The sequence below is a fragment of the Paenibacillus sp. PK4536 genome (genome assembly GCF_028594455.2).
Taxonomy (GTDB): Bacteria; Bacillota; Bacilli; order Paenibacillales; family Paenibacillaceae; genus Saccharibacillus; species Saccharibacillus nuruki.
The window spans coordinates 3,900,491-3,924,629 of the sequence record NZ_CP126313.1; the positions used below are offsets into that span (position 1 = coordinate 3,900,491).

The 24,139-nt window shown below is 37.8% G+C and carries 20 protein-coding genes; 5 read left to right on the top strand and 15 right to left on the bottom strand.

Features of this window, described 5'->3' with window-relative positions; all coding sequences use genetic code 11:
* The 10 genes from PO903_RS17255 to fba form a co-directional block, all read right to left on the bottom strand.
* Positions 1-1,386, bottom strand: a 1,386-nt coding sequence (locus PO903_RS17255; RefSeq protein WP_273594084.1) for a tetratricopeptide repeat protein, incomplete at its 3' end; no start/stop codon positions are given.
* Between the two features lie 232 nt (positions 1,387-1,618).
* Entirely contained in the window at positions 1,619-3,130 is a 1,512-nt protein-coding gene (locus PO903_RS17260; protein ID WP_273594676.1) for a right-handed parallel beta-helix repeat-containing protein, read from the bottom strand.
* A gap of 150 nt (positions 3,131-3,280) precedes the next feature.
* A complete protein-coding gene (locus tag PO903_RS17265) occupies positions 3,281-4,240 on the bottom strand; it encodes a carbohydrate kinase family protein (protein WP_273594085.1) in 960 nt (319 codons plus the stop codon).
* Positions 4,240-5,541 (bottom strand): alpha-galactosidase, encoded by a 1,302-nt coding sequence (gene melA, locus PO903_RS17270; RefSeq protein WP_069327116.1) that lies wholly within the window; start codon positions 5,539-5,541, stop codon positions 4,240-4,242. The genes PO903_RS17265 and melA overlap by 1 nt, the downstream gene beginning before the upstream one ends.
* 42 nt (positions 5,542-5,583) lie before the next feature.
* Positions 5,584-6,408 (bottom strand): carbohydrate ABC transporter permease, encoded by an 825-nt coding sequence (locus PO903_RS17275; RefSeq protein WP_069327117.1) that lies wholly within the window; start codon positions 6,406-6,408, stop codon positions 5,584-5,586.
* A 15-nt stretch (positions 6,409-6,423) separates the two neighbouring features.
* Complete coding sequence (locus PO903_RS17280; RefSeq protein WP_273594086.1) at positions 6,424-7,362, bottom strand: carbohydrate ABC transporter permease; 939 nt, start codon at positions 7,360-7,362, stop codon at positions 6,424-6,426.
* Between the two features lie 16 nt (positions 7,363-7,378).
* Positions 7,379-8,656 (bottom strand): ABC transporter substrate-binding protein, encoded by a 1,278-nt coding sequence (locus PO903_RS17285; RefSeq protein WP_273594087.1) that lies wholly within the window; start codon positions 8,654-8,656, stop codon positions 7,379-7,381.
* A 146-nt stretch (positions 8,657-8,802) separates the two neighbouring features.
* Complete coding sequence (locus tag PO903_RS17290) at positions 8,803-9,582, bottom strand: DeoR/GlpR family DNA-binding transcription regulator (RefSeq protein WP_069327119.1); 780 nt, start codon at positions 9,580-9,582, stop codon at positions 8,803-8,805.
* 119 nt (positions 9,583-9,701) lie between these two features.
* Entirely contained in the window at positions 9,702-10,634 is a 933-nt protein-coding gene (locus tag PO903_RS17295; RefSeq protein WP_273594088.1) for a 1-phosphofructokinase family hexose kinase, read from the bottom strand.
* Positions 10,631-11,497: a class II fructose-1,6-bisphosphate aldolase gene (gene fba, locus PO903_RS17300; RefSeq protein ID WP_137221773.1), complete on the bottom strand. Its 867-nt coding sequence runs from the start codon at positions 11,495-11,497 to the stop codon at positions 10,631-10,633. Before fba ends, PO903_RS17295 begins: the two co-directional genes overlap by 4 nt.
* Positions 11,498-11,778: 281 nt before the next feature.
* Between fba and PO903_RS17305 the strand changes: the two genes are divergently transcribed.
* Positions 11,779-12,822, top strand: coding sequence for an SIS domain-containing protein (locus tag PO903_RS17305; RefSeq protein WP_273594089.1), 1,044 nt, complete (start codon positions 11,779-11,781; stop codon positions 12,820-12,822).
* 114 nt (positions 12,823-12,936) lie between these two features.
* Here PO903_RS17305 and PO903_RS17310 read toward each other — a convergent pair whose 3' ends face one another.
* Positions 12,937-13,677 carry a sulfite exporter TauE/SafE family protein gene (locus tag PO903_RS17310; protein WP_273594090.1) on the bottom strand — a complete coding sequence of 247 codons (741 nt, stop codon included), beginning with the start codon at positions 13,675-13,677 and terminating at the stop codon, positions 12,937-12,939.
* Between the two features lie 132 nt (positions 13,678-13,809).
* On the opposite strand from PO903_RS17310, the gene PO903_RS17315 reads away from it, so the two are divergent.
* The 3 genes from PO903_RS17315 to PO903_RS17325 all read left to right on the top strand — a co-directional run bounded on the left by PO903_RS17315 (position 13,810) and on the right by PO903_RS17325 (position 15,922).
* The gene (locus PO903_RS17315) at positions 13,810-14,727 is read left to right on the top strand and encodes a helix-turn-helix transcriptional regulator (RefSeq protein ID WP_273594091.1); all 918 of its coding nucleotides are present in this window, start codon (positions 13,810-13,812) and stop codon (positions 14,725-14,727) included.
* Positions 14,728-14,820: 93 nt separating this feature from the next.
* Positions 14,821-15,315 carry a DinB family protein gene (locus PO903_RS17320; RefSeq protein ID WP_273594677.1) on the top strand — a complete coding sequence of 165 codons (495 nt, stop codon included), beginning with the start codon at positions 14,821-14,823 and terminating at the stop codon, positions 15,313-15,315.
* Positions 15,316-15,337: 22 nt separating this feature from the next.
* Positions 15,338-15,922, top strand: a complete 585-nt coding sequence (locus PO903_RS17325) for a YdeI/OmpD-associated family protein (protein WP_273594092.1) — start codon at positions 15,338-15,340, stop codon at positions 15,920-15,922.
* 96 nt (positions 15,923-16,018) lie between these two features.
* Here the strand turns inward: PO903_RS17325 and PO903_RS17330 are convergent, their stop codons facing one another.
* The 3 genes from PO903_RS17330 to PO903_RS17340 all read right to left on the bottom strand — a co-directional run bounded on the left by PO903_RS17330 (position 16,019) and on the right by PO903_RS17340 (position 22,302).
* Positions 16,019-16,891 (bottom strand): amidohydrolase family protein, encoded by an 873-nt coding sequence (locus PO903_RS17330; RefSeq protein ID WP_273594093.1) that lies wholly within the window; start codon positions 16,889-16,891, stop codon positions 16,019-16,021.
* Positions 16,888-20,031: a GNAT family N-acetyltransferase gene (locus tag PO903_RS17335; protein ID WP_273594094.1), complete on the bottom strand. Its 3,144-nt coding sequence runs from the start codon at positions 20,029-20,031 to the stop codon at positions 16,888-16,890. The genes PO903_RS17330 and PO903_RS17335 overlap by 4 nt, the downstream gene beginning before the upstream one ends.
* 219 nt (positions 20,032-20,250) lie before the next feature.
* Complete coding sequence (locus PO903_RS17340) at positions 20,251-22,302, bottom strand: beta-galactosidase (protein WP_273594095.1); 2,052 nt, start codon at positions 22,300-22,302, stop codon at positions 20,251-20,253.
* Between the two features lie 173 nt (positions 22,303-22,475).
* On the opposite strand from PO903_RS17340, the gene PO903_RS17345 reads away from it, so the two are divergent.
* Positions 22,476-23,321, top strand: coding sequence for an AraC family transcriptional regulator (locus PO903_RS17345; protein ID WP_273594096.1), 846 nt, complete (start codon positions 22,476-22,478; stop codon positions 23,319-23,321).
* Positions 23,322-23,394: 73 nt separating this feature from the next.
* Here PO903_RS17345 and PO903_RS17350 read toward each other — a convergent pair whose 3' ends face one another.
* Positions 23,395-24,132 carry a TetR/AcrR family transcriptional regulator gene (locus PO903_RS17350; RefSeq protein WP_273594097.1) on the bottom strand — a complete coding sequence of 246 codons (738 nt, stop codon included), beginning with the start codon at positions 24,130-24,132 and terminating at the stop codon, positions 23,395-23,397.
* Positions 24,133-24,139 lie beyond the last annotated feature (7 nt).

Sequence of the window (24,139 nt, forward strand, 5' to 3'; positions counted from 1 at the left end):
ATTATTATAGGCTTCATAAAGTTCAGGATTCAATTCAAGAGCTTTATTATAATCAGCTAAAGCTTTATCGTACTCTCCCATATTCTTAAGTAAATTGGCTCGATTATTATAGGCTTGAACATACTCAGGATTTAATTCAAGAGCTTTATTATAGTCAGCTAAAGCTTTGTTCTGCTCTTCCATTTCACTAAGTAAATTGGCTCGATTATTATAAGCTTGAACATACTCAGGATTTAATTCAAGAGCTTTATTATAATCGGCTAAAGCTTTGTCCTGCTCTTCCATTTCACTAAGTAAATTGGCTCGATTATTATAAGCTTCATAAAGTTCAGGATTCAATTCAAGAGCTTTATTATAATCAGCTAAAGCTTTATCGTACACTCCCATATTCTTAAGTAAATTGGCTCGATTATTATAGGCTTGAACATACTCAGGATTTAATTCAAGAGCTTTATTATAATCAGCTAAAGCTTTGTCCTGCTCTCCCATTTCATTAAGTAAATTGGCTCGATTATTATAGGTTTGAACATACTCAGGATTTAATTCAAGAGCTTTATTATAATCAGCTAAAGCTTTATCGTGCTCTCCCATATTCTTAAGTAAATTGGCTCGATTATTATAGGATGCTACAAAATTAGGATCATTTATTAATGATGTTGAGTAATCAATTAAAGCTCCTTTTTTATCATCAATTTTACTTTTTGCTAATGCACGTTTTGCATAAGCAATAGATAATATAGAAGGATTTGTTTCTGAGTCAATAATTTTATTAAGTAAATTGATTATTTCATATTGATCATTTGATTGATCAATTTCTAAAAATAATGTTCTTTGTTCTTTATTACTTTTTTCAAGTTCTCTATTTTCATTTTCTTTTTCTTTATTTTCGTTAACAAGTAATTTATTATAATCATTTGATTTCTTTAATTCTCGATTTTTCTGAGCCAAACTAAAAAGCACAATACTAATACTTATTATAGTAGCTGCATTACTAATAGATGCTGAAGTAATATTTAAAAAATTTCCAAATTTCAACAACAAATTATTGATATGTTCTATTTTTAGCATTTGAGGAAAAAAAACAATGAAAAATATAGCTATATAAAGTAGAGTCAAACTTTTTCTATTTTTCTTAAGAAAATCATAAAAAGAAAAGCAAACTCCAGAAATAGCATAAGAAACTAAAAAATAAGTATCATTAAATGCACCAAATAATGCTAAGAAAAATAGTAAAAAGAAAGAACAGGCAATACCAATAATGAATTTATTACCAGAATCAGTCTCATCATTATAAAAAAATAAATCGTCTAATTTCTTTATAGTTTTTTCATTTTTTTTTGACCTATCTGTTATATTTGAACTAAATTGTTCTTTATTTGATGTCATTAAAATCACTCCTGCTAATTTAAATGATATATTCTAAACTAATTCTAGTTCTTAAGACTTAGTCAGTCAATACTAGTTAAGTATTTAATCTATGTATAGAAAAATGTAACTATATTTAATTTTTTCAAAATTATACTTTATAAAAATAAAAAAGCGACTATCCGTATATCTTCTTTATACTGGATAGTCGCTTTTTATGCTATTAATACATCATAGATATTGGGTATACTAATTACTCATCGGCTCCAAAATTCACTGCACTACCAGATACACGATTTTGCCCGTCAATATCAGCAGTTCCAATAATAGATGTATCGGTTGATCCTTTATCTACAGCAGGTGAAGTTGCCTGAAGATGATAATTATCTGCACTTACATCTACAAACTTAGGATCTGCGAAGATGGAATGAGCATCATTACCTGATCCTGATTTGTAAGCTGCAAATCCGTTATACTCTTTGTTTTTCCAAATCCAAAATGTAGAATCACTACTACCTGAAGCAAAGTACAAATTGTAGTCGACGACATTGCCTGAATTTTTAGTATACGGATTTGTGATCAAAGCATTCGAAGAACCAGCTACCATAATATTGTTTTTGATAATATTATTGGAAGTATCGTATTGTACTAATAATTGTCCATTATCGTCACCTAATGTATCGTTTTTGTACAGCGTATTATTCACGATTTTGGAGTTAGTGGTTGAACCACGACCTGTATCATATCCACCCATAGCAATACCAGTCAAGCGGTTTTTATAGACCATATTGCTACGAACTGTAATGTTATCGGTTGCTTTGCCTGCATGTTCAGAAGCAATTTCGATACCGATATCGTTGTTGTAACTATAGTTACGCTCAATAATCGTATCTTTCCCACCATCTACATAAATACCATCTGCGGAATTGGTGTTATTAGGTACAGGACCATAAGATACATTATTGTTAGACGTAATATTATACACTTTATTACCTTGAACCAATCCATTACGAGCTTGATCGTAAGCAACGGTTGGAGACTTGCCTTCGAATCCAATCACGTCAATCCCAATGTTGTCTGCATCATGGATCGTATTATTAAGGATTGAAAATGTATCGACATTCCCGTTTACAACTAAGGCTTCACTTGTACCCAACACTAAATTATATAATTCATTTCCGCTGATTGTCAGATTATTGATTGAAGCTGGAGCTTGGGTTCCATAGACAGCAATACCATGAGCATCACGTCCTAACCAAATGTCTCCACTTGGTGTAGATGTAGGTGTAGCTGTACTTTTGATATCATGGATTTTGTTATTGAGTATTTTGATATTGCTTCCTTTTCCATGGACATAGATACCAATCGGTAGCAAATCTTTAGTCGCTGTTTTGTAATTACTAAGTTCTAACCCTTGAATCGTAATGTAATCCGCATTTTGAATATCAATTAATCCTTCTAATCCTGTAACACTTAATCCTGTTCCATCAAGGATAGGTTTTTCAGAAGCATAGTTGCTAAAAGTGATCGCTCCTGTAGAAGAGCCTGATTTGGTGATTTTTAGCTTCTGATTATACGTACCTCCACGAATATAGACAGTACTTCCTGCTGTAGCTACATCTGCGGCATGTTGCAATGTTTTCCAAGGAGCGCTCAATGTCCCTGCATTAGAATCACTACCACTGGTGGATACATAATATTGGGTTTCTGCGGCTACCGCTTGAGAAGTATTCCACTGAATACCTGTGGTTACTAACAACACCATACTTGCGCCTAGCACTACTTTTTTGATGGACTTGAACACTTCTTCATCAGCTCCTCTGAAATAGTGAATTGCGATACATTAACGTTGTTGCTTACCCCTTGTATAGCAGAATAAGTATGACAAGCTCACCTCCTTTAAAGAATAAACACGTTAAGAATGACTCATCTGTATACGGTCTATCTGCTGTAAAGTAGGTAAAGCGCCTGTACCCCCTACTCCTTGAGTAGATAAAGCGCCACAAGCATTTGCAAATTCTAACAAAGTAGCTCTTCGATAGCCTTGTAAATATCCATAAATGATCCCGGCATTGAAGCAGTCTCCTGCTCCTGTCGTATCAATAGGCGTCACCGGATAAGAGCGAATGGTTAGCGGCTGCTTGGTTGCATCAACAAGCAAAGAACCTTGAGAACCTAATTTTACGATCACATCGCCTACAAGATCAGGTAATTTGGTAATAACTTCTTCCATGTGTGAGGTATTATATATATGCAATATCTCTTCTTCACTTGGAATAAACAAGTTAGTGTATGTTAATAATTGTTCGATTCCTGAACGATCCCATAGATTACGAATGTCCCAACCGGTATCAAAAGAAGTGCTTACGCCTAGCTGCTGTGCCTGTGCAAACAAGGTTGACCAATGCTCTCGCATCTGATCTTGCAAATAGTAGGAACCGAAGTGTAAATGATCCGCTTCACGAAGTAATGATTCTGGAACCATATCAGGTGTAACACATGGAATACTTCCCGGATAGGTGACAAGACCACGATCAGATGAAGTCGAAAATGATAAGGTTACTCCTGTTTTGATATCTGAACGTATGTGAATATGATCTGTGTTTACACCCATTCGCTGTAATTCTTGTATACAAAATTCTCCAAAATAATCTGCTCCCACTACACTTACAAATGTCACTTCAACGCCAAGACTAGCGAGTGCACAAGCCGTAATCGCTGAAGATGATCCCAAAACGATTTCGAATTGATTAGCTATCTTTTCTCGGTTCCATTCCGGTACAATATCTTCTCCGGTTAAAATCATATCGACATTCAATTCGCCAACCACAACAACACTTGCAACGGGTGTATGTGATGCTTTAGTCTTCATCATTATTTCATATTCGGGATAAATTCCCGTTCCACTTCATATAATTCATCGAACATGTTGCTGATTTCTTCAAGTGAACATACAGCTGCTGTTAATGGATCAGACATCAATGCATGACGTGCCATCTCTTTATCGTTACCGAGTACAGCACCTACAGCTAGTTCAAAAAATGCCATATTCGAGCGACACAGAGCAGCTAGATGTTCAGGTAGACTACCGAACTGACAAGGATTAATTCCATTACCATCAATCATACAAGCCACTTCGACAACACCATTTTGCGGTAAATTGTGAATCAGCCCTTGGTTAGGTACATTGCCATAGATCACTTTAGGTTCATTTTTCAGCATAGCTTCTATAATAACCGCTGCATACTCATTACTATTTTTCAATTCGATAGGTAAAGTACCTTCTAATTGTTGCAAGATACGCTCATCGTTTTCTTTTCTCCAGATGGGCCAGTTATCTGCATAAAATCCTGTTGCACCGTTATATCCTGTATTGCAGTGCTGATCAATTAATTCCTGACGTTTGCGATAATAAGGAATATATTCAGAAAAGTGTCCGCTGGATTCAGATACAAAAGCACCTAAGTATTTCATTGCGTCTAAGCGCACAGGATCTTGACGCAGTAACTCTTCGTCTTTTATCTTTTCCAGTAATACAGGGTACAAGTCTTGACCTTTATGCTTGAGTTCAACGAACCATGACATATGATTAATACCACCTGCTCGCCATTCTAATTCGTTGTAAGGTACATCTGCATACTCTGCTAATTGACTGGATGTGTTTTGAATCGAGTGGCATAGACCGACTACTGGAAGTTCTGTAATCCGTGAAGTGAGTAACGTAACTGCTGACATCGGATTCGTATAATTCAAAATGGTTGCCTGAGGAGCAAGGTCTTCAATATCTCTCACAATATCGATCCAGCTTGGGAGCGTGCGCAACGTTTTGAACAAACCACCGGGTCCAAGCGTATCTCCTATACACTGATTTACATTATATTTAAGAGGAATCTCATACTCGTACCTTACATTTTGTAGTCCACCGACTTCAATCTGATTAATTACAAATTGAGAGCCACCAATGACTTCACGTCGATCGGTAGAAGCGATAACTTTCCAACGATTACCTGTCATTTCAATCAACTTTTCGACCATACGACGAGCAATATCCAGACGCTTTGCATCAAGATCGACTAAAGCAATTGTTCCTCCATCGATTCCTTCTATTTTCAAGATATCTGTAGTGATATCCTGTGTAAAAGCACTACCTGCACCAATAATAGATATTTTTGTCATTATAATTCGTCCTCTCTGTATGTCGATTATGATGGAATATTGTTATTTCATACCTGTCATGGTTAAGCCTTTGATAAATTGCTTTTGGAAAATAAGGAAAACAATCATTACAGGTAAAGTAATTAAGACAGCAGCAGACATCACAACATTGTAATTGATCACATGAGTTCCGTTAAAATATACAAGTGCCAGAGGTACAGTCATATGATCGGTATCATTCAATACGATTAACGGCCATAGATAATTGTTCCATGCATTCATAAATGTAAAGATACCAAGTGCTGATAACATCGGCAAAATCAGAGGAGCAATAATGCGAATCATCAATCGCAATTCACCAGCACCATCTATCCGCGCCGCATCTAACAAGTCTTGCGGGATATCTTCAATAAACTGTTTGGCTAAGAACACTCCATACGAACTAACAAGGTTAGGCAAAATAATAGCGGCTAAATGATCAATCAAACCAAGTCTTGCAGTGATCAGATAGGTGGGAATCATAATCACTTGAAAAGGAATCATCATCGTTGCCAGAATCAACATAAATAAAATGCGTTTGCCTTTAAATTGATGCTTAGCAAAAACGTAACCGGCAAGTGCACTTGTAAACAGTGTAATGATGGTAATAATGACTGCTGAAATAGCGCTATTCCACATCCATTTCACAAATGGAGCATCTTCAAATACAGTGAAATATCCTTCTAATGTCGGATGATTTGGAAAAAAACTTCCCTGACCTGACATGATATCCATATTGCTTTTGAAAGAAGATACTACCATCCATAGATAGGGAACCATCATTGCTACTGCTGTCACGATTAGAAACACCAATACGATCGAATCCAACCATGGACTTTTTCGTTGCATCTGTATCTCCTCCTCCTATTGTTCCCAGCTAGAACGTCCTAATCGGAACTGAATTAATGTAACGATTAAAATGATGATCAAGAATATAGTTGCCATTGCCGAAGCATAGCCCATATTGGAATTGGAAAAAGCTTGGTCATAAATATTAAGCGCTAAGACTCTTGTTTCGTTAAACGGCTCTCCTTTGGTCATAATCTGGAATTGTGGAAATGCTTGAAAATACGAAATCACTGTAGTGATCGTTACAAATAACATCGTTCTACGCAATAAAGGCAACGTCACAAAAAAGAACAAATGCCAGCGATTAGCGCCATCCAGAATAGCCGCCTCATAATACATATCAGCAATAGAATCTCTGCCTGCTATAAATAGCACGATATTATAGCCAATATCTGCCCAGAGCGTCATCATAATAACGGATAACAAGGCGTACTTGGGGTCACTTAACCAGTGAACAGGAGCAATATGTAGCTGACCCAGAATCACATTGAACAATCCACTGTCATAATTCAAAATAGTTGTCCAAACAATTGACGTTCCCGCTAGTGGAGCAATAGCCGGTAAAAAGAACAGCGTGCGAAATAAATTTTTAAGCCATTGGATTCGTATTGCATAGATCGCACTTGCAATAACTAAGGTAATCAAAATATTGCTGATCACAGTAATACCAACGAATTTAAAAGTGACCCAGAGCGATTTTAGAAAGACTGCATCTTGAAATAACAATGCATAATTTCTGATGCCTATAAAAACAGCATGATTACTGAGCGGACTATAATCATAAAAAGATAACAACAAACTCCAAGCAATCGGCAGAAAAGCAAATACTCCAAAAAGAAGTAGAATCGGGGCTAGAGCAATACGTACAAACCATTTCTCATTTTGATATGAACGAGTGGTTCCTTTATCGAATGTTCTTTTGCTGGTATTTCCAGCTTCGATACTTTTATTCATTCGCTATTCACCTCGATTACTTGTGTTGGTCTTGACTTGAATTGATTGATTTTTCTATATTACCTAGACCTGTTTCGACGGTGATCTGTCCGCTTACAATCAACTGAAAGTTATCATTAATCTGTTTGAAGAAATAATCTCGATCTGCAATAGGGCCAATCCATTGACCATACTTCAAAATATCAAGCGGTGCTTTCATGTATGGATTCTTCTTCAAAAATTCAGGATTATTCGCGACTTCTTTTTTGGCAGGTACCGTAAATGTACTTACATTCCATTGAAGCAGATTTTCATTTTCGCTTAGAAATTGAATGAAACTTAAAGCTTGCTTCTGTATTTTACTTTTACTGGCTACCACTACACCCCATCCTGATTCTGCTGCGAAATAAGGATTCTCATTCGTAAATGAAGGAACAGGGACATACTCAAAATCTTTCACTTTATAGTTATCCAGTCCAGAAGCAACTGTCCAAGGACCACGATAAGTCATAGCAGAATTGCCACGGAAAAAGTAATCTGAACTATCCAATTGACCTCCAAAAACAGAAAGATCAGTCACTTTATCTACACTAACCAAAGAAGTAAGCGTATTCATTGCTCGGATAGCTTCTGGAGTTTGAAAGCTTACATGGTTATCGGTTCCCCAGTACTTTCCATTCTGTTGCAAAATCATGGAGAGAAAGGTAAACGTAATATTGTCTAAAGAAACAAAGTCAAATCCTTTGATTTGAATGCCATTATCATTACGTACCGTTAATGTTTTGGCACTTTCGACTAAATCAGCCCATGTTTTGGGTGGATACTCTAGCCCTTTATTTTTGAACATTTCAGGATGGAGTAACATGCCTCCATTTTCGAGGTTATATTCAAGTGGTAAACCGTACAACTTGCCATTGTATTGATAAGCTCCTAATGGGGCTGGGTAATACTCTTGGCTGATCTTGTCGATATTAGGAACTTCGGTCAGCGCTCCATTTTTACTATACTCTGGAACCCATGTACCAAACATCTCAGCTACATCGGGAGGGTTTTGTGCAGAAAAAGAGGCTTTAAGTTTTTGATTATAAACGTCATATGGAAAGGTCTGAAATTCAATTTCGATATCGGGGTGCTTGGCTTCATAAGCTTTGATCAGCTTGTTATATGCATCATTCATTGCACTTTCTTGATGTGCCCAAAATACGATTTTAGTTTTACCAGAGGAGCCTACATTTTTAGAATTCGATGCACATCCTGCTAGCATCACAGTAATCAAGATCAGTAAGATGAAATGGTTCAAAACCTTAGTAGGCATATTAATGAATTCCCCCTTTCAAATTCAGTACTCTTACATGCTCTATTTCTATTACCTATAGTGTATAGACAAAAGTTGGATATTCGAGCTACACAACCTTGTCTATACGTAATAACAGCTATATGATCAGATAGATATCCCAATCATTAGACAAGTTGTAGTTGAACATGTTCTTTCTCACATAATTGCTGTAACCAGGAATCAGGATGTACATTAGTGATAATACCGGTCACTTCTTTTAAAGGCATAATCGTAAATAAAGCTGTTTTCTCAAGTTTACTTTGGTCGAACACAGCATATACTTCACTAGAACGCTCACTCAATTGCTGAGCAATGCGTACTTCTAATTCAGAATGCATAGTAAACCCTCGTTCAGATGCGACACCATCTACACCCAAGAACATTTTGCTCAAATTAATCTTCTGAATAACACTTTCAGCTAAAGGGCCAATTAATTCATAACTTTGTGAGCGCATTACACCACCTGTTAGAACCACTTGGATTCCTTCAGCATCTGCTAATTCAAAAGCAATATTGACGGCATTTGTAACAACAGTGATATTTTTGCGATGCTTCAATTCCATAGCGATCAAAAAAGTAGTTGTACCACCTGTAAGACCAATAACATCACCGTCAACGACTAATGCAGCCGCCGCTTCTGCGATTTTTTGCTTATCTGGTTGCTGAGCTAGCTGTTTATCGACAAATGGAACTTCATCCTGACTGATTTTGCTTCCACCCTCGTACACGGCTCCGCCAATCGTACGAATCAGATGTCCTTCTTTCTCCATAAGATCTAGATCACGTCTAGCTGTAGCTTCAGAGCAACCGATAACGCTAGTAATTTCTTGGACAGATATTTTTCCATTCTTTTTGATCATATCCATAATTTTTGTTCGCCGTAATTCACTTTTAGAATACTCCATTTCTGCAATCTCCTTTGATTGTTATGAGCATTATTCATATAATTCTGCTCTTTTTAATCATTTTGTATGATTACAGAATGAATTGCAAGTATTTATGATCGGATCATACGGTTCACCTTTTATAAAGGAATGACCTGAACAGCAGATTCTAACTCCAAGTAAGTAGCATAATCCATATCGCCTGCTTTTTCAGATAAAGCATTTGCACTAGCAACAGCAGAAGCTAACTTTAACTGTTGTATAGGGTCGTACTGTCTTAATGTGGCAAATGCCATGCCTGCTACAAAAGCATCACCGCATCCTACCGTATTAATAGCTTGAATAGACGGAGATATCACTTGATACACTTGCTTATTGATGATTGCAATCGCTCCCTGACTTCCTCGTGTAATACAGACATTCTCTATCCCATGATTAATAAGAAGCCATGCTGTATCAATATATTGCTGATCTGTTGTCAGCGAAGTATTGCTCCACTGTTCTAACTCATGTTGGTTCGGTTTGATAAAATAAGGCTTAGCTTGGATTGAATCTGTAAAAGCGGCTCCACTTGTATCCAAAAAAGCATGTGCACCTGACTGTTGTACAATTTCGATCAGTTCAGCATATCCATTCGTTGCGACTCCTTGAGGTAAACTCCCTGAAAAAACAATAATCGTAGACAACTGTGCAAGTTGTTGTATTTTCTGCTTGATGGCTATCCATTGCGATGAAGAAATCGTAAGCCCCGGTTCTAAAAGTTCAGTAGAAGCATATTGACTGGATTCATCAATAATATTAAGACATATTCTCGATTCACCTGATGTCATAACAAAATCTGTATTTATTTTGCGTGTTTGTAGTAAATGGTCTATTAGTTGTCCATTGTCTCCTCCTATACAACCAGAAGCAGTCACTTCACCACCTAATAATTTGATCATTTTGGCTACGTTGTTTCCTTTACCACCTGGTTCTGTTAGTACACGTCTGACCCGATTGACCTGATGGGTAGCAAATGAATCCATATAATACGTTTTATCGACTGCTGCATTCAATGTCACCGTAGTAATCATTGTAGAACGCCAGCTTTACCTGCCGATCCGCATAAGCCGATTTTTTGCATGGCTAGTTGTTTAACTGCTTCTTTGGCAGGAATCATATATTTACGTGGATCATTTTCTGAAGGATTTTCGTCAAAAACGTGCTTAATCGCATCAGAGAAAGCGATACGTAATTCAGTAGCGACATTCATTTTGGACATCCCTAGAGCAACGGCTCGCTTCACTTGTTCTGCTGGAATACCTGAACCTCCGTGAAGAACCAATGGAATATCGACCAATGCTGCAATTTTCTCGATTCGTTCAAAATCAATATGAGGGTCACCTTTATAAATACCATGTGCTGTTCCGATCGCAGGTGCTAATGTAAGTACTCCGGTTTGTTTTACAAATTTCAGACATTCTTCAGGATCTGCTAATAGAGCATCTTTTTCATCAACGACGATATCATCTTCTACCCCTCCTACTTTGCCAAGTTCTGCTTCTACATTTACACCAGCAGCAGTTGCTACTTCCATGACTTTGCTAGTGATGGCTACATTATCATCATAAGGATGCATAGAAGCATCAATCATGACCGAGGTATAACCTGCACGTATACATTCAATAATAAGATTGAACTCTGTACAGTGATCCAAATGAAGAGCGATCGGAATAGAAGATTGATTAGCAGCAACCGTCGCTGCTTCGACTAAATACTTAGCACCTAAATGACGAACAGTGCCCACTGTCGATTGGATAATAAGTGGAGACTCCATTTCTGTAGCAGCATCTACAACAGCTTGTAGCATTTCCAAAGTATGTACATTGAAAGCAGCTACAGCATATTGATGTTCTCTTGCCTTTTGCAGCATAACAGTGGATGAAATAATTGGCATATTAGCATCTCCCTAATGATTGAATAAATCATTTAATTTGATCCTTTAGATCATTTTTTAATTATGATACTCTTAATTTATGATCAAAACAATCTTTTTTTATTATTTTTTACAAATTTATTTATTTTTCGATTAAATAACTGTAATAAATATCGCAATAGTCAATTTTTGATTTAATAAATCATAATTATGATTGAAAAAATCAAAATAAAGAAATATACTATATATGAAGTCCGCTCGTAATGACTATGTTGCAAAATATACTATATGGAGGTCAATTCATGAATTTAACGTATCAGGAAGTAAAAAAGCAATATACAGCGCTACATCAGACGTTCAATTATATGCTAGAACATCGTCATGCTATTGAAGAATTAAGACAACAAGTTCAACCTACTTCTATTACCTTTGTAGGTTGCGGCTCTAGTTACTGCCTAAGTGAATCCGCTGCTTTTTCGACTCGTTTGTATACACATATGCCTGCATCCGCATTAGCAGGTGGTGATCTCATGCTAAATGCAGAGCGGTATGCTCCTCTTTTGGCAAATACATTATTGGTGGCTCCATCACGCTCAGGGAGTACAAGCGAAATTATAGAAGCTATTCAACGTGTACGTAAACTACAACCTCTTTCCGTTCTTTCTCTATCCTGTGTATCCGATTCTCCTTTATCTACACAAGCTGATTTATCTTTAGAATTACCATGGGCATTTGATCATAGTGTATGTCAGACTCGTACAGTCACGAATTTGTATGTAGCTAATCTGTTGATTAATGCTTTTTGGAGTAATGATGAGAAATTAATTGAAGATATTCAAAGTGCGATTCAAATGGGCGAAGCTTATATGGAAAAAGTAGAAGCATCAATTCGAGAAGTAGCTGATTTCGCATGGAAACGTGTCATTTTATTAGCAGATGGTGAATTACAAGGATTAGCTAACGAGGGTGCAATTGCTATTACTGAAATTGCTCAAGCAGAAGCGCATGCTTTTCATTTATTAGATGTTCGCCATGGCCCAATGGTCACTATTGATCAAGATACATTGGTGATTGCAGCATTAACTGGAGAAGGCACATCGTATCAACATGATCTTATTCAAGATATCCATGCTCGCGGAGCACGAATTATTGCGTTAGCCGATCACGCCAATCGGATTCCAGATACATTAGTCCATCTAGGAATTGTTTTAGAACAACCTTTGCATCCAGCAGCACAAGGAATTCCTTTTATTTTCATCCCGCAAATAGTCGCTTTAGCCAGTGCAGAGCGTCAGAATATTAACCCTGATCAACCCGATGGATTGGAAGCATGGGTAAAGTTGTAAAAGTAGATTTTTATTTGTAATAGTGCCGATAAAATTTATACAACAAAAGAGAACAGTCCTCTATAAAGGTCTGTTCTCTTTTGAGTTGTACTATTTGCCTATCATTTAGTCATTTCAAATCACACCTAGACCTGCTAATAGCGTCCAAATTCCAGATAAAATAATCAATCCCAATGAATACTTTTTAAACTTCTGCTCGTTCAAATAGTTAACCGCTTTAACTCCAATCCATGTCCCAATCAACATCACCGGTAACATCCAACCTAGATACAGACTTATCTCCTGATCGATCAATCCACTATATACAAAGGTAATGATCGTCACTCCATTTAATATCACACCGACTAAGGCTAGATTGGCTCGAAACATCTGCTTGGACATGCCTTGATTAGACAACATCAATGCCATAGGAGGTCCACTAACAGAGATACTTCCACTCAACAACCCACTTAACGCTCCTGCTGATAGATAAGCTGCTTTTTCATTGGCTATCGGAATGGTGCGTCCACTTAACAAAAACACAGCAAATAGTGTAATCAATATACCTGTCGCAATTTTAAGTACACTCCCACTGATAATAAGTAAAAATAACGTTCCTACCGGAGCCATAGCAACACTTGCGATAATCAATAATCCGATTTTACGAATATTCGTATCTCGATACACTGAACCTAAGACCAACAAACAAATCAGCATACTCAATATCACAATCATCGGCACAACACGTTGAATAGGGAGAAATAAGCTGAGTAAAGGTAAAGCAATCAACGCAAATCCAAAACTAGTCAGTCCTTGTACAAAACTTGCAATCAGGATAATACCTGCACCCATCAGTAGAGCGTCTATAGTAATCATCTATACTCCTTCATGTTAACTAGATTCTATATTATATTAGATTATACGGTATACTTTTATCTATCCATACTATAATACTTTATAAGATCAATATAGATATAATCTACTAACCAAATTAGGCGGGATAATACGATGAAATTAGAACGATTAATTGCGATGATCTATAAATTACTTCATCATGAAGTATTGTCTGCTTCTGTATTGGCAGAACAATTTCAAGTTTCACAACGGACTATTTATCGGGATATTGATGTACTCTGTGCTGCTGGATTACCGATTGTCTCTTATCAAGGTAGTGGCGGCGGATACGGGATTATAGATGGATACAAAATGGATAAAAGTCTACTAGGTGCGTACGATGTCAATTCATTGATCACTGTTCTTGGTAGTCTCTCCACTGTATTTCAAGATCAACGTGCTCAAAGTACTATTGAACGTCTACAGAATATTGCTCCTGAACATCATCATTCTAATCTGGCGATCAATTTTAATACATACCGTACAGAACCTCATGCGCTGCTTTTTCTACGTCAAGGCATTACAGATACCAGAGTCGTTCGTTTCGATTATATTAATGCCAATAATGAGCATAAGGCGCGAGAAATCGAACCGTTATGGCTTCATTTTAAATATAGCACATGGTATGTACAAGGATTCTGCCGGACACGTCAGGATTATCGTGAATTTCGCTTGTCTCGAATGATGAATGTGGAGTTAACCGAAGAACATTTCCAAGCTCATCCACTTAGCCCTCAAGAGCCTATACATGCCGAACAAGAATGGAATACTTTATTAGAAAATATCGTGATTCGTGTAGCACCTCAAGCCTTGTCTGAAGCACTGGACCAATTTCAGCAAGCCGATAAGGAATTTCAGACAGATGGAAGTATGATTATGAGTATTCCTGTCTACCAACCACTGGAAGCCAAATGGTTGCGGTCGACGCTGCTTAGCTTCGGAGATGGTATTGAAGTACTAGAACCTATCGAGTTACGTAGCATCTTAAAGCAACAACTTCAACAGGCGCTCAACCTTTATCCAGAAGTATGACATACTGTTGTCATACTTGTTTGGCTATGATGAGGATAGAAATTAATTATCATTCCAGAGGAGCTGTTATTTGTGCCAAATCATCCTGTAGCTATGTTTGAGTATCATATCTGGGCAAGCCGTACGATTATGGAAAGGATTCAAGAACTGCCTGCTTCTGTTTTACATGCAGAAGTAGGTAGCTCTTTCCCGACTATTGCACATGCACTAAGTCATATGTACGCTGTAGATCGAATGTTTTATCAAGTGTTACAAGGTGAAGAAATGCCGGAAGCCTTACAAGAATGTATGGCTTTAAATCAGACCACACTGACTTCTATCGATGAGTATATCACTCGTTTTGCAGTATTAACTGATCAGTATCAACAATGGCTACAAAGTGGAATAGATTTAGAACAATCTCTTCTACTGAACAATCCTTATGTCGGCCCAAGGCAGACGCGTTTAGCGGAAATCGTACTGCATGTAGTAAACCACGGAACATATCATCGAGGAAATATTTCTACTATGCTTCGTCAATTAGGTCATGCTTCTGTAATGAATGATTATCTATTATTCTGGTATCAGGAATCGGCATCATCTATCTAATGATCGAAAGGAACATGATACATTGAATAACATTGACCATCTTCTCACTATACATTTCAGAATAGAATTAAGAGCATGGTTACAACAGCATAGTAATGATATGCCCTATTGTTGGGTGATTGTGAGTATCACACCTGTTCCCAATATTCTACTCTATCTAGATGTGGTCGAAGAATGTCTATGCTTCGGTTGGATCGATGGAGTGAAAAAGAAAATTTCTGCGACTCAGTTAGCACAGCGCCTTTCTCCTCGTCATCCAAAAAGTTCATGGACTGAACTAAATAAAGAACGTGTTCGTCGTTTGGAGCGACTGGGGTTGATGACGGAGGAAGGTCGAAAAGTACTACCTGATATGAACGAAGAACATTTTATTATTCATCCACATATCCTTCAAGCTTTACAAGAAGATCCTGAAGTGTATGCTCACTTTCTAACTTTTCCCGCACTATATCAAAGAGTGAGAATCGATACGATTCAGAGTATAGAGCATCAACCTGAAGTATTTCACAATCGGCTTCAGAAATTAATCACCAATATCAAAGCCAATAAAATCTATGGTCAGTGGCATGACAATGGGCGTTTATTGGATGGTCACGATTTGTTATAAATGATTATTTACATGTATGACTATATATTCTCAAACACAAAAACGTGTACTTCCATGTCGATGCTTGACATACAAGTACACGTTTTGATTTTATGATTAGATTGATTGCGACTCTATCCAGCGTTTTAATTTAGGAAAGACTTCAAGTGCATTATTGTAAAATACATTCTCCCATTGCGCTTCAGGAATTAGATTTTTGATAAAAGCAATATAAGCATCTAAAGGCACTAACGGCCAGTCGGTACCGAATACAAGCCGATCATACTTTTCAGCAAACACGATAGCACGCTTAAAATGATCCACATAGGTTTGTTCACCCATCAGGCGGTACACTTTAGAGCTATCTCCAACAATCCAACCGGATAGATCAGCATATAAATTGGGATTTTTCTCAAGTAGAGCTGCGGTGTCCATCACCCACGGATCACCCAAATGACATAACATAAAGGTAATATCCCGGTGCTTAAGGAACGTTTCTTCCATCGATAAGGGATGTGAGTATTTGAGCAGTCCATGATCCGAATAGGTCAGTCCTCCATGAATAACGATCGGAAGTTCATACTTACGCGCAAGATCATACACCGGATCATAGATAGCATCACCCACATTATAATGATAATACCCTGCATATAACTTAATCCCTACAACGTGATCCCATTGTAACGATTCCTCTAATGCTTTGCATTGACCTTCTTGATGAAGAGTTACCGGATTAATCCCTACACAGGTAAACAGGTTATCTGGCATAGGGTCTTTCAGATCTAACAACATGGGATTAAGAGCATCTGTATCTGGAAAACCACCAGCAGAAGTCTCTGTCACGCCCATGCCAACAGCAGCGACTACGCCTGATCGTACAAATTCATCCAATAATCCTTTTTGACTATAGTCAATTGAAGCTAATGTCTCAGCTGTATCATAAAAAGATTCTATTTCCGAAAAATGAATATGGGCATCTATGATTTTCATGATGGACTCCCTTCTGAATCATTTGTTGCATCACGTACATCAAATTGTATATTGAATAAATCTGATAATGTGGAATCTGGAATCTCGGTATCTGAAATGATATAAAATTGTGGTTTGCCCCATACCTGTTCATTGTTGTTAGCAAATAGGTTAGCGATAGCAACAGAAGCGACTAAATGCGTATTCACAAACACAGCACAAGACTCATTTTCTGGATGGTCAACAAACAGTAACTTTTCTTTCCGTTCATTAGATCCAAAGCGAATGATTCTATCTTTGACTTCTGTCTCATATTGCACTTTGCCCGCTTTGTAGATCACATCTTCTTGGACTGTATTTTTAATATAAGCTTTAGCATCTTTGATCTCTTCACTGACTTTATAAAAGCTAAAATGATTCGCACCAAATGGTGATAATGTGGTTCCTGTATGTTGATCAAGCTTAATAAAGTTACACAGGACAGGAACCCCTGGAAGCGTAACATAATACTGCTGGAACGACAGTCCTTTTAATTTTACATTGTTCTGAATATGAACTGTAATACAAATACCTGACCATACATTTCCTAGATTATCTTTGATTTCTGTAAATTCAACAGAGCGTTCTTCTTCTAACAAGGTACGTGGTGATAGACCATGAACTTCTAATGTCATCCCACCTATCCATGGATTCCACCATGATTTAGCGACTGGTTGTGGAAATGAAGAATCTAACCATTCGACCCCATGATACTTCAGCGAAAATACAGTCGGTGCAAAAGATTGACTGGCTTGAAATTCAAGTACACCATTGCGCACCGTATGAATATCTCCATGCTCTGTGGAGATAATTTCCTGCGTGATCGCTTGTTCAGATCCTGGAAAGACTAAGCGCTGTTCTTCCAGTATATAAGAATCCATATCCAGTTGTAATCTCAGCACATCTATTTCATGAGCTGATTGTAAAGGAAGTTGAATCTCGAAATCATGCAGTTCTAATGTTCTATCAAGCTCATATTGATTCGGCTCTATACTATTGAACTGTGAAGCAATCGATAGCGTACCCTCTAGTATCACATTTTTGTGTTCTGTAATCTCCACATGTAGTGATTGCTGTGCAAATGGATTGCCTTGATTTACTTTTAGCTCCAGAGATGAAGTCGCTATTAATGTATCTGCTGAGCTTTTCTGTAGAGCAAATGTCCGAAAGTCTTGCCAATCATTCCATGTGCCAATCGCTAACTGTAGTGCAGGCGTTTCGACTTGTTCTCCAAGCTTGCTGAGCGATAGCGAATGTTCTAATGCATATAACCAATGATCTGTAATCAATGTCTGATCGGCTGACCATGTTACACCATAGGTTGCATGAGGGGTATATGAGAACAACCAATTTTCAGTAATATCGCTAACTTCCCAGTAATCTGTAGCCGAAGCGTCAGACCCTTTAGTTGTATGGATATACTGATGTCGATAAGGAATAACACTATCTTCTAGCGCAAGGCGGAAATGTTCTTTTAAAAATAAAGGTTCGGTTCGTTCCTGTTCACTTGTATTCTTCACTTTGTAATATCGATTTACGATACCATTTGGATATAGTTCTACAACAGTTGTCAAAAGGATATGGAGCGTTTCCAGATCATATTCTGCTTCAAGAATCATCGCTTCTTCTTGGTGGAAAATGACGTTGGAAGCACGATCTTTTTGAAATTCGTTTTTGTAAGGCAATCCAAATTTGGGATGGGACAGTTGGGTGATACTGTCTAGCCCTTTATAGATAACAAGCTTATTGTTTATTTTGTTCAACCAGATATGGTATTGTCCGTTAGACATAACCCAATCTTCAGCCGTCTCACCTCCAAAAGAAGAGGAGATTCCTGAAAATACAAGACTTATGTATTGGTCAAGAACTTTGGAATCGGCTGTATAGCTTTTTTCCTTGTAAATAGAAATCGAATGATGCCAGATACCATAGCTAAGCAGTGTTGCTGTCAGTGTCACCGATTGACGTGATCGAGCTGGAACTTCAATAGCTACCTCAGCATTTTGAAAAGATAAGATATCATCATCTGGACATTCCATATAATAAGTTACCGGTCGATTGTATTCATTTTCTACTGTTAATTCTAATTGTACTTCTTCGCCGACCATGATCATGCGGTGAGGCGCTTGTAATTTTAAGCGAACTGGAAATTTAGGTTCGACTCCGATCTTGAATATAGCAGACTTCCCATTAATGACTAACTCGGCTTCGACAACCGGATGCGTCTGGAAAAGGTCTTGCTCTTCTTCAATCGGCATAATCTTAAACTGTCCCTCAATAGTGGCGTGGGTGTCTACTGTTTTCGATTCTTGTAAGTCAAACGATACCGCGCTGTTACTGATTGATCGGATTTCAAGCGATAAGGGCTTACCTGTTTTGTTAATGATTTCATAGACAATCGGATACTTCGTTCCAAAGGGCAATCCATGCGCAACAGGGATCGTCGCTTGAATCTTATAATCATTCGTTTCAATCAGTCGCAGTCCTCGTCCTGTGCGTTCATATTCCATTTTGAGGTGTAGATCGTCTTTACTCCACTGATAGGTGAAATAATCAAATCCGTACTCTTGCCGTCCATCCGGTTCGGTTATAATGTCGCGAGTGCTATCTGTATACCAATCCATATGTTCAAAGTAAGACTGTACCGCTGGTGTCTGCAACACCGAAGGAATAAGATTGATAAGATGTGTAGTATCATCCCGACGTTCCCAGAAAAAACCTGCTTTTTTGTACGTAGGAACGGCTTTGATATTCCCCGGCCATGTATACAAATCTAAGCGTGGCCATCCACGTTGTAACGTTTCTCCGACTGCTCGTAAGACCAAGCGCTTGCCGATCTTATGTCCATGATAATCTGGACGTACATTAAGTAAAGGAATGTATAAAGCACCTGTATCTTCTTTATAATGAGAAAAGCTACAATATCCTACGACTTCTTCTGCTACTACTGCTAAAAAGATATCAATATGTGTATGATTGTGGTGTTCTTTCAAAATCATTTGTTCGGTCTGAACAATATTATCACCACCCCAACTTTCATGACTGGCATTCCACATTTCTGCAATCGATGCAGCAAAGCGTGGTTCATAAGTTACTATTTGAATATTATCCATTTGGGTCATTGTTCTGGCTCCTCTATTAGATAAAATATCCGTATTTTACTAGCTACGATTCAATGAAGATACAACTGTCGCTCCTTTCTGTCTAATTGTCTTTTATAATACTATGGTTCACTGCATAAGCAAAGCTTGAGAACGATCATACTATTCATGTGATAACTCCTACAAATCAGAGCAACAAAAAACCTCCTCATGATCAGGAGGTTTTTGACTTATTTCAAATTAAGACTGTAAAATCATCACGCCATAAGCCGGTATAGTCGTGGCTCCATCTATAGTTGTGCCTGTTAAGATATCTGTACGCGGAACTTTGGCATGAATAGAAGCCGGTTGATCACTGTAATTAAGTAAAAATACATAGTCTGCATGTTCATTCTGGCGAATCCCTACTTCTACTTGCTCCGGTAATTCTAACCAATCGACAAGCGGTGAAGAAATATGCAATAGACTCAACAATTCATCTACAACTGCTTCATTAAAGGCTGCTCCATAATACAACACCTGACCTTGCCCCTGTGAACGCTTGGTTAATGCAGGAGCATTTTCGTAATAACACGAAGTATAGGTAGCTAACACTTCTACATCATCATGCTGAATGTGCAAAATATCGTTAAATAATTCTGCGGATTGTTCGATCTGCTTGTTATTATGCTTCCAGAGCAGTCCCGGTGCTTCAATCGTACCTGTAATAGAAGTAAAATCAGCTACAGAGATACCACATAAAGAAGCTACAGGCCCTGGCATAGGCGCCATCCGGCACTGACCGTTCAAGTCTTTGTATCCTGTTCTTGCACCAAAGATCAGTGTTCCACCTGCTTCTACATACTGAGTTAATAACATCGCTGTCTGTTCAGACATAATCGCCGCATGCGGATAAATAATGAATTGATAGCGTTGTAGTTCTTCTGATGTCTGATGACGCAAATAGATAATATCTGTTGGAATATGCTGATATTGAAGTTGCTTGAACCATGCATTAATACTTTTAGCGGTTAAAGGGCCATGCCAGATATCGTATTCGCCATCCCAATCATTATCATAATCTTTGAGAATAGCAACATTGGCTTGATACGTTGTACCTGCAATCTTTTCACCGATGGAGACAAATTCTTCCCCTACTTGAGTCGCTTCTGCAATACGACGATTAGGCTGATTATGGTAATCATTGAGACCATGCCAGTAGATCTCTGTACCAAATGTAGCTGTACGCCAGCGGAAGTACATGACTAGATCTGCACCATGCAGTACAGATTGGTATGTCCATAGTCTCAATTGACCTGGACGTGGAGCAGGCATATTCATTCGATTCACCCAGCCACCCGGCCCTGCTTGCTGTTCCATAATACAGAAATTATTAGATATATTACGCACAACACTTAGATTCTGACTCCATTTGCGATCCAGTAACGGCTTGTGCTCGTTATTTCCGGAAATCGTTGAAAATTGAGGATACGAATCATATGAGAAAAAGTCGAGCATTTCTTCTGTTAAGGCATGAGTATCTAAATGACCAAACAATCCATTAGTCGTAATCCAATGATGCGGTGCGACTTCTCGCAAAATCTCTGCTTGAATACGAGCAAATGCAATCGTATTGTCCGAAATAAACCGCTTTTCATCTAAGACATGATGCGGATTGGGAGAGTGTGATACGGTAGGACGTGGCAAATACACCTGCTCCCAATCTGTATACGTCTGACTCCAGAATACAGTCCCCCATGCTTTATTAAGCGCTTCCAACGTATGATAACGATGTTGTACCCATTCACGGAATGCGATATGGTCTGCTTCTGCATAGAACTCACTAATTTCACAGTTTAGTTCGTTATCGATCTGCCAACCTATAATAGCCGGATGATTTTTGAAATGATTTGCCATTTGACGGGTAATATTTGCACATAATTCTCGGTATTTGGGGCTACTATAATTGTAATGTCTCCGCATACCATGCTGATATGTAACACCTTCGATGGATACGTTCAATACTTCAGGGTATTTATGAGTTAACCATGCAGGCGGAGTGGCTGTAGGTGTTCCCATAATCACTTTCAATTCATATTGTTGAGCTAGATCTAATACACGATCAAACAGATCGAAATCGTATACTCCTTCTTGTGGTTCAAATACACTCCATGCAAATTCTCCGATTCGAATATGAGAAAGGTGCATCTGTTTCATTCGTTTAAAATCATCTTCCCATAAGGAATCCGACCATTGTTCAGGATAATAACATACCCCTAATTGCAAAGAATCTAGCTGAATCGATTTGTTCATGACTATCACCTCTACTGTTTGGATAGTCTTATTTTAAGTCTACTGAGCGTATCCGTATATAACGAGTAATTATCCTGATAACACTATTTTGCGATTATAGATTTACGACATAACTGCTAATACTATAAAATAAGTCGTAGTATAGCATTCATTTCATATGAAAGGACGTAATGATGAGAGAACATATTTTCTTTCCCAATCCTTCATTTCCGCATTATAGTTGTTATCCAGACTTTATAGGTGGTTATCAGAACCATGCTTCTCATACCGTAGATCGTCCAGCTCAAAGCAGTGATTTCAAATTAAACCAGTTATATAATCTGCACTTTATTGTGAAAGGAAAAGGTTATGTATACAGTCAAGGTACGAAATATGAGCTGAGTGCAGGTCATGGATTCTTATATGGTCCTGAACTGGCACAACGCTATCAAGCCGATCCTTCTGATCCATGGGATATACGTTGGGTTCACTTTTCTGCTTCGGCACTCGAATCTTTATTGGGTAATCGGGGCATTAGTGAAGTCTGGTTATTTGAACATCATCATATAGAAACATTGAATCAACGGATGGATGATTTATTATCGCTAGGTCGCAACTTCGATCTTCAGCAAGAAATACGTGCTTCTGCTATTCTATACGAAATGTTGTTGCATATGAGTAAAGAAGCGGTCTCCCTCCACTTGCCCAAAGATCCTTCATTACCAGGCATTCATGCAGCCGCCAATTATATGCGTGAACATTGTACACAATCTATATCGATCACAGAAATTGCTACATTCACAGGTTACAGTGTGCCTTATTTTTCTCGCAAATTCCATCAATCCATGGGTGTCACGCCTACTGCTTATTTGCTAGAATCTCGAATCTTACATGCCAAAAAGTTGTTACTGTCTACGAATAAAACGATTCAAGATATTGCTGTGGAGTCAGGCTTTTCGCAGAGTAGTTATTTTATTCATTGCTTCAAAAAAGTCGTTGATCTCACGCCTGAACAATTCAGGTTAAGTTGGGATTCTTGATAAGAACATGATATGTATAAAAAAGATGCCGAATATCTTCAGCACCTTTTTTGTTCAATCTATGGTATCACTCTCAATGCATTTCATAAGAACGTTGCTCTGTACCTGCAAAAGAATCAAGCATAACGATAGGATGTTGCTCTATACAATGGAGTAACGTCTTAACCAATAGACATCGATCTTGGCTATTCATTATTGCTTGCTCTGTCTGCATGATTTCACGCCACTTTACACGCTTCATTTCTAAAGTGAGCTGATCGGTATGCACAGATATTTTCGAATTATAGAGGCTTTGTTGAATATCCAATGCTTGAAATAGTAGTACATGATTAGACTGCTGGATCTGTTGATTCAAATGGTCTTTGTTCCATTGCAACAGATTAATATCATCTAGCTCATATAAGACAGTATTCATCATTTCTAGCAGTACACTACTCAGACTGTATTCTAACCGTTGATAGGCATGATGAATAGTTGGATGATCTAATACATTTTCTTTCCCAACATGACTTTGATGCAAATGAGTATACACCATATCTAGATACTGCATATAACTTTGCATATAGTTTATTATTTTTTGCTCGGGGATCAAGTAAGGATCTGTATAATTGGTGAAAATAAGATGATCTATATCCTGACACATTGTATCTAAAACTAAACTAAACAGATGATCTTTATCTTTAAAGTGGTTTGTAAATTCTTTTTCATTCAGACCACAGATATGCATAATATCTTGCTCTGAAACAGCATCATATCCCTTTTCAAAAAATAGCAGTTTGGCTTGTTGAACCATGGTATAGGTGTTATTCATCTATTAA

Excerpts from the sequence above, each read along its gene's own strand:
- PO903_RS17295 (WP_273594088.1), bottom strand. The coding sequence starts at position 10,634 with ATGATTACTACGGTGACATTGAATGCAGCAGTCGATAAAACGTATTAT.
- melA (WP_069327116.1), bottom strand. The coding sequence starts at position 5,541 with ATGACAAAAATATCTATTATTGGTGCAGGTAGTGCTTTTACACAGGAT.
- PO903_RS17315 (WP_273594091.1), top strand. The coding sequence starts at position 13,810 with ATGAAATTAGAACGATTAATTGCGATGATCTATAAATTACTTCATCAT.
- PO903_RS17320 (WP_273594677.1), top strand. The coding sequence starts at position 14,821 with ATGTTTGAGTATCATATCTGGGCAAGCCGTACGATTATGGAAAGGATT.
- PO903_RS17335 (WP_273594094.1), bottom strand. The coding sequence starts at position 20,031 with ATGACCCAAATGGATAATATTCAAATAGTAACTTATGAACCACGCTTT.
- PO903_RS17260 (WP_273594676.1), bottom strand. The coding sequence starts at position 3,130 with ATGGTGTTGTTAGTAACCACAGGTATTCAGTGGAATACTTCTCAAGCG.
- PO903_RS17345 (WP_273594096.1), top strand. The coding sequence starts at position 22,476 with ATGAGAGAACATATTTTCTTTCCCAATCCTTCATTTCCGCATTATAGT.
- PO903_RS17340 (WP_273594095.1), bottom strand. The coding sequence starts at position 22,302 with ATGAACAAATCGATTCAGCTAGATTCTTTGCAATTAGGGGTATGTTAT.
- PO903_RS17310 (WP_273594090.1), bottom strand. The coding sequence starts at position 13,677 with ATGATTACTATAGACGCTCTACTGATGGGTGCAGGTATTATCCTGATT.
- PO903_RS17265 (WP_273594085.1), bottom strand. The coding sequence starts at position 4,240 with ATGATGAAGACTAAAGCATCACATACACCCGTTGCAAGTGTTGTTGTG.
- fba (WP_137221773.1), bottom strand. The coding sequence starts at position 11,497 with ATGCCAATTATTTCATCCACTGTTATGCTGCAAAAGGCAAGAGAACAT.
- PO903_RS17350 (WP_273594097.1), bottom strand. The coding sequence starts at position 24,132 with ATGAATAACACCTATACCATGGTTCAACAAGCCAAACTGCTATTTTTT.
- PO903_RS17275 (WP_069327117.1), bottom strand. The coding sequence starts at position 6,408 with ATGCAACGAAAAAGTCCATGGTTGGATTCGATCGTATTGGTGTTTCTA.
- PO903_RS17285 (WP_273594087.1), bottom strand. The coding sequence starts at position 8,656 with ATGCCTACTAAGGTTTTGAACCATTTCATCTTACTGATCTTGATTACT.
- PO903_RS17330 (WP_273594093.1), bottom strand. The coding sequence starts at position 16,891 with ATGAAAATCATAGATGCCCATATTCATTTTTCGGAAATAGAATCTTTT.
- PO903_RS17305 (WP_273594089.1), top strand. The coding sequence starts at position 11,779 with ATGAATTTAACGTATCAGGAAGTAAAAAAGCAATATACAGCGCTACAT.
- PO903_RS17280 (WP_273594086.1), bottom strand. The coding sequence starts at position 7,362 with ATGAATAAAAGTATCGAAGCTGGAAATACCAGCAAAAGAACATTCGAT.
- PO903_RS17290 (WP_069327119.1), bottom strand. The coding sequence starts at position 9,582 with ATGGAGTATTCTAAAAGTGAATTACGGCGAACAAAAATTATGGATATG.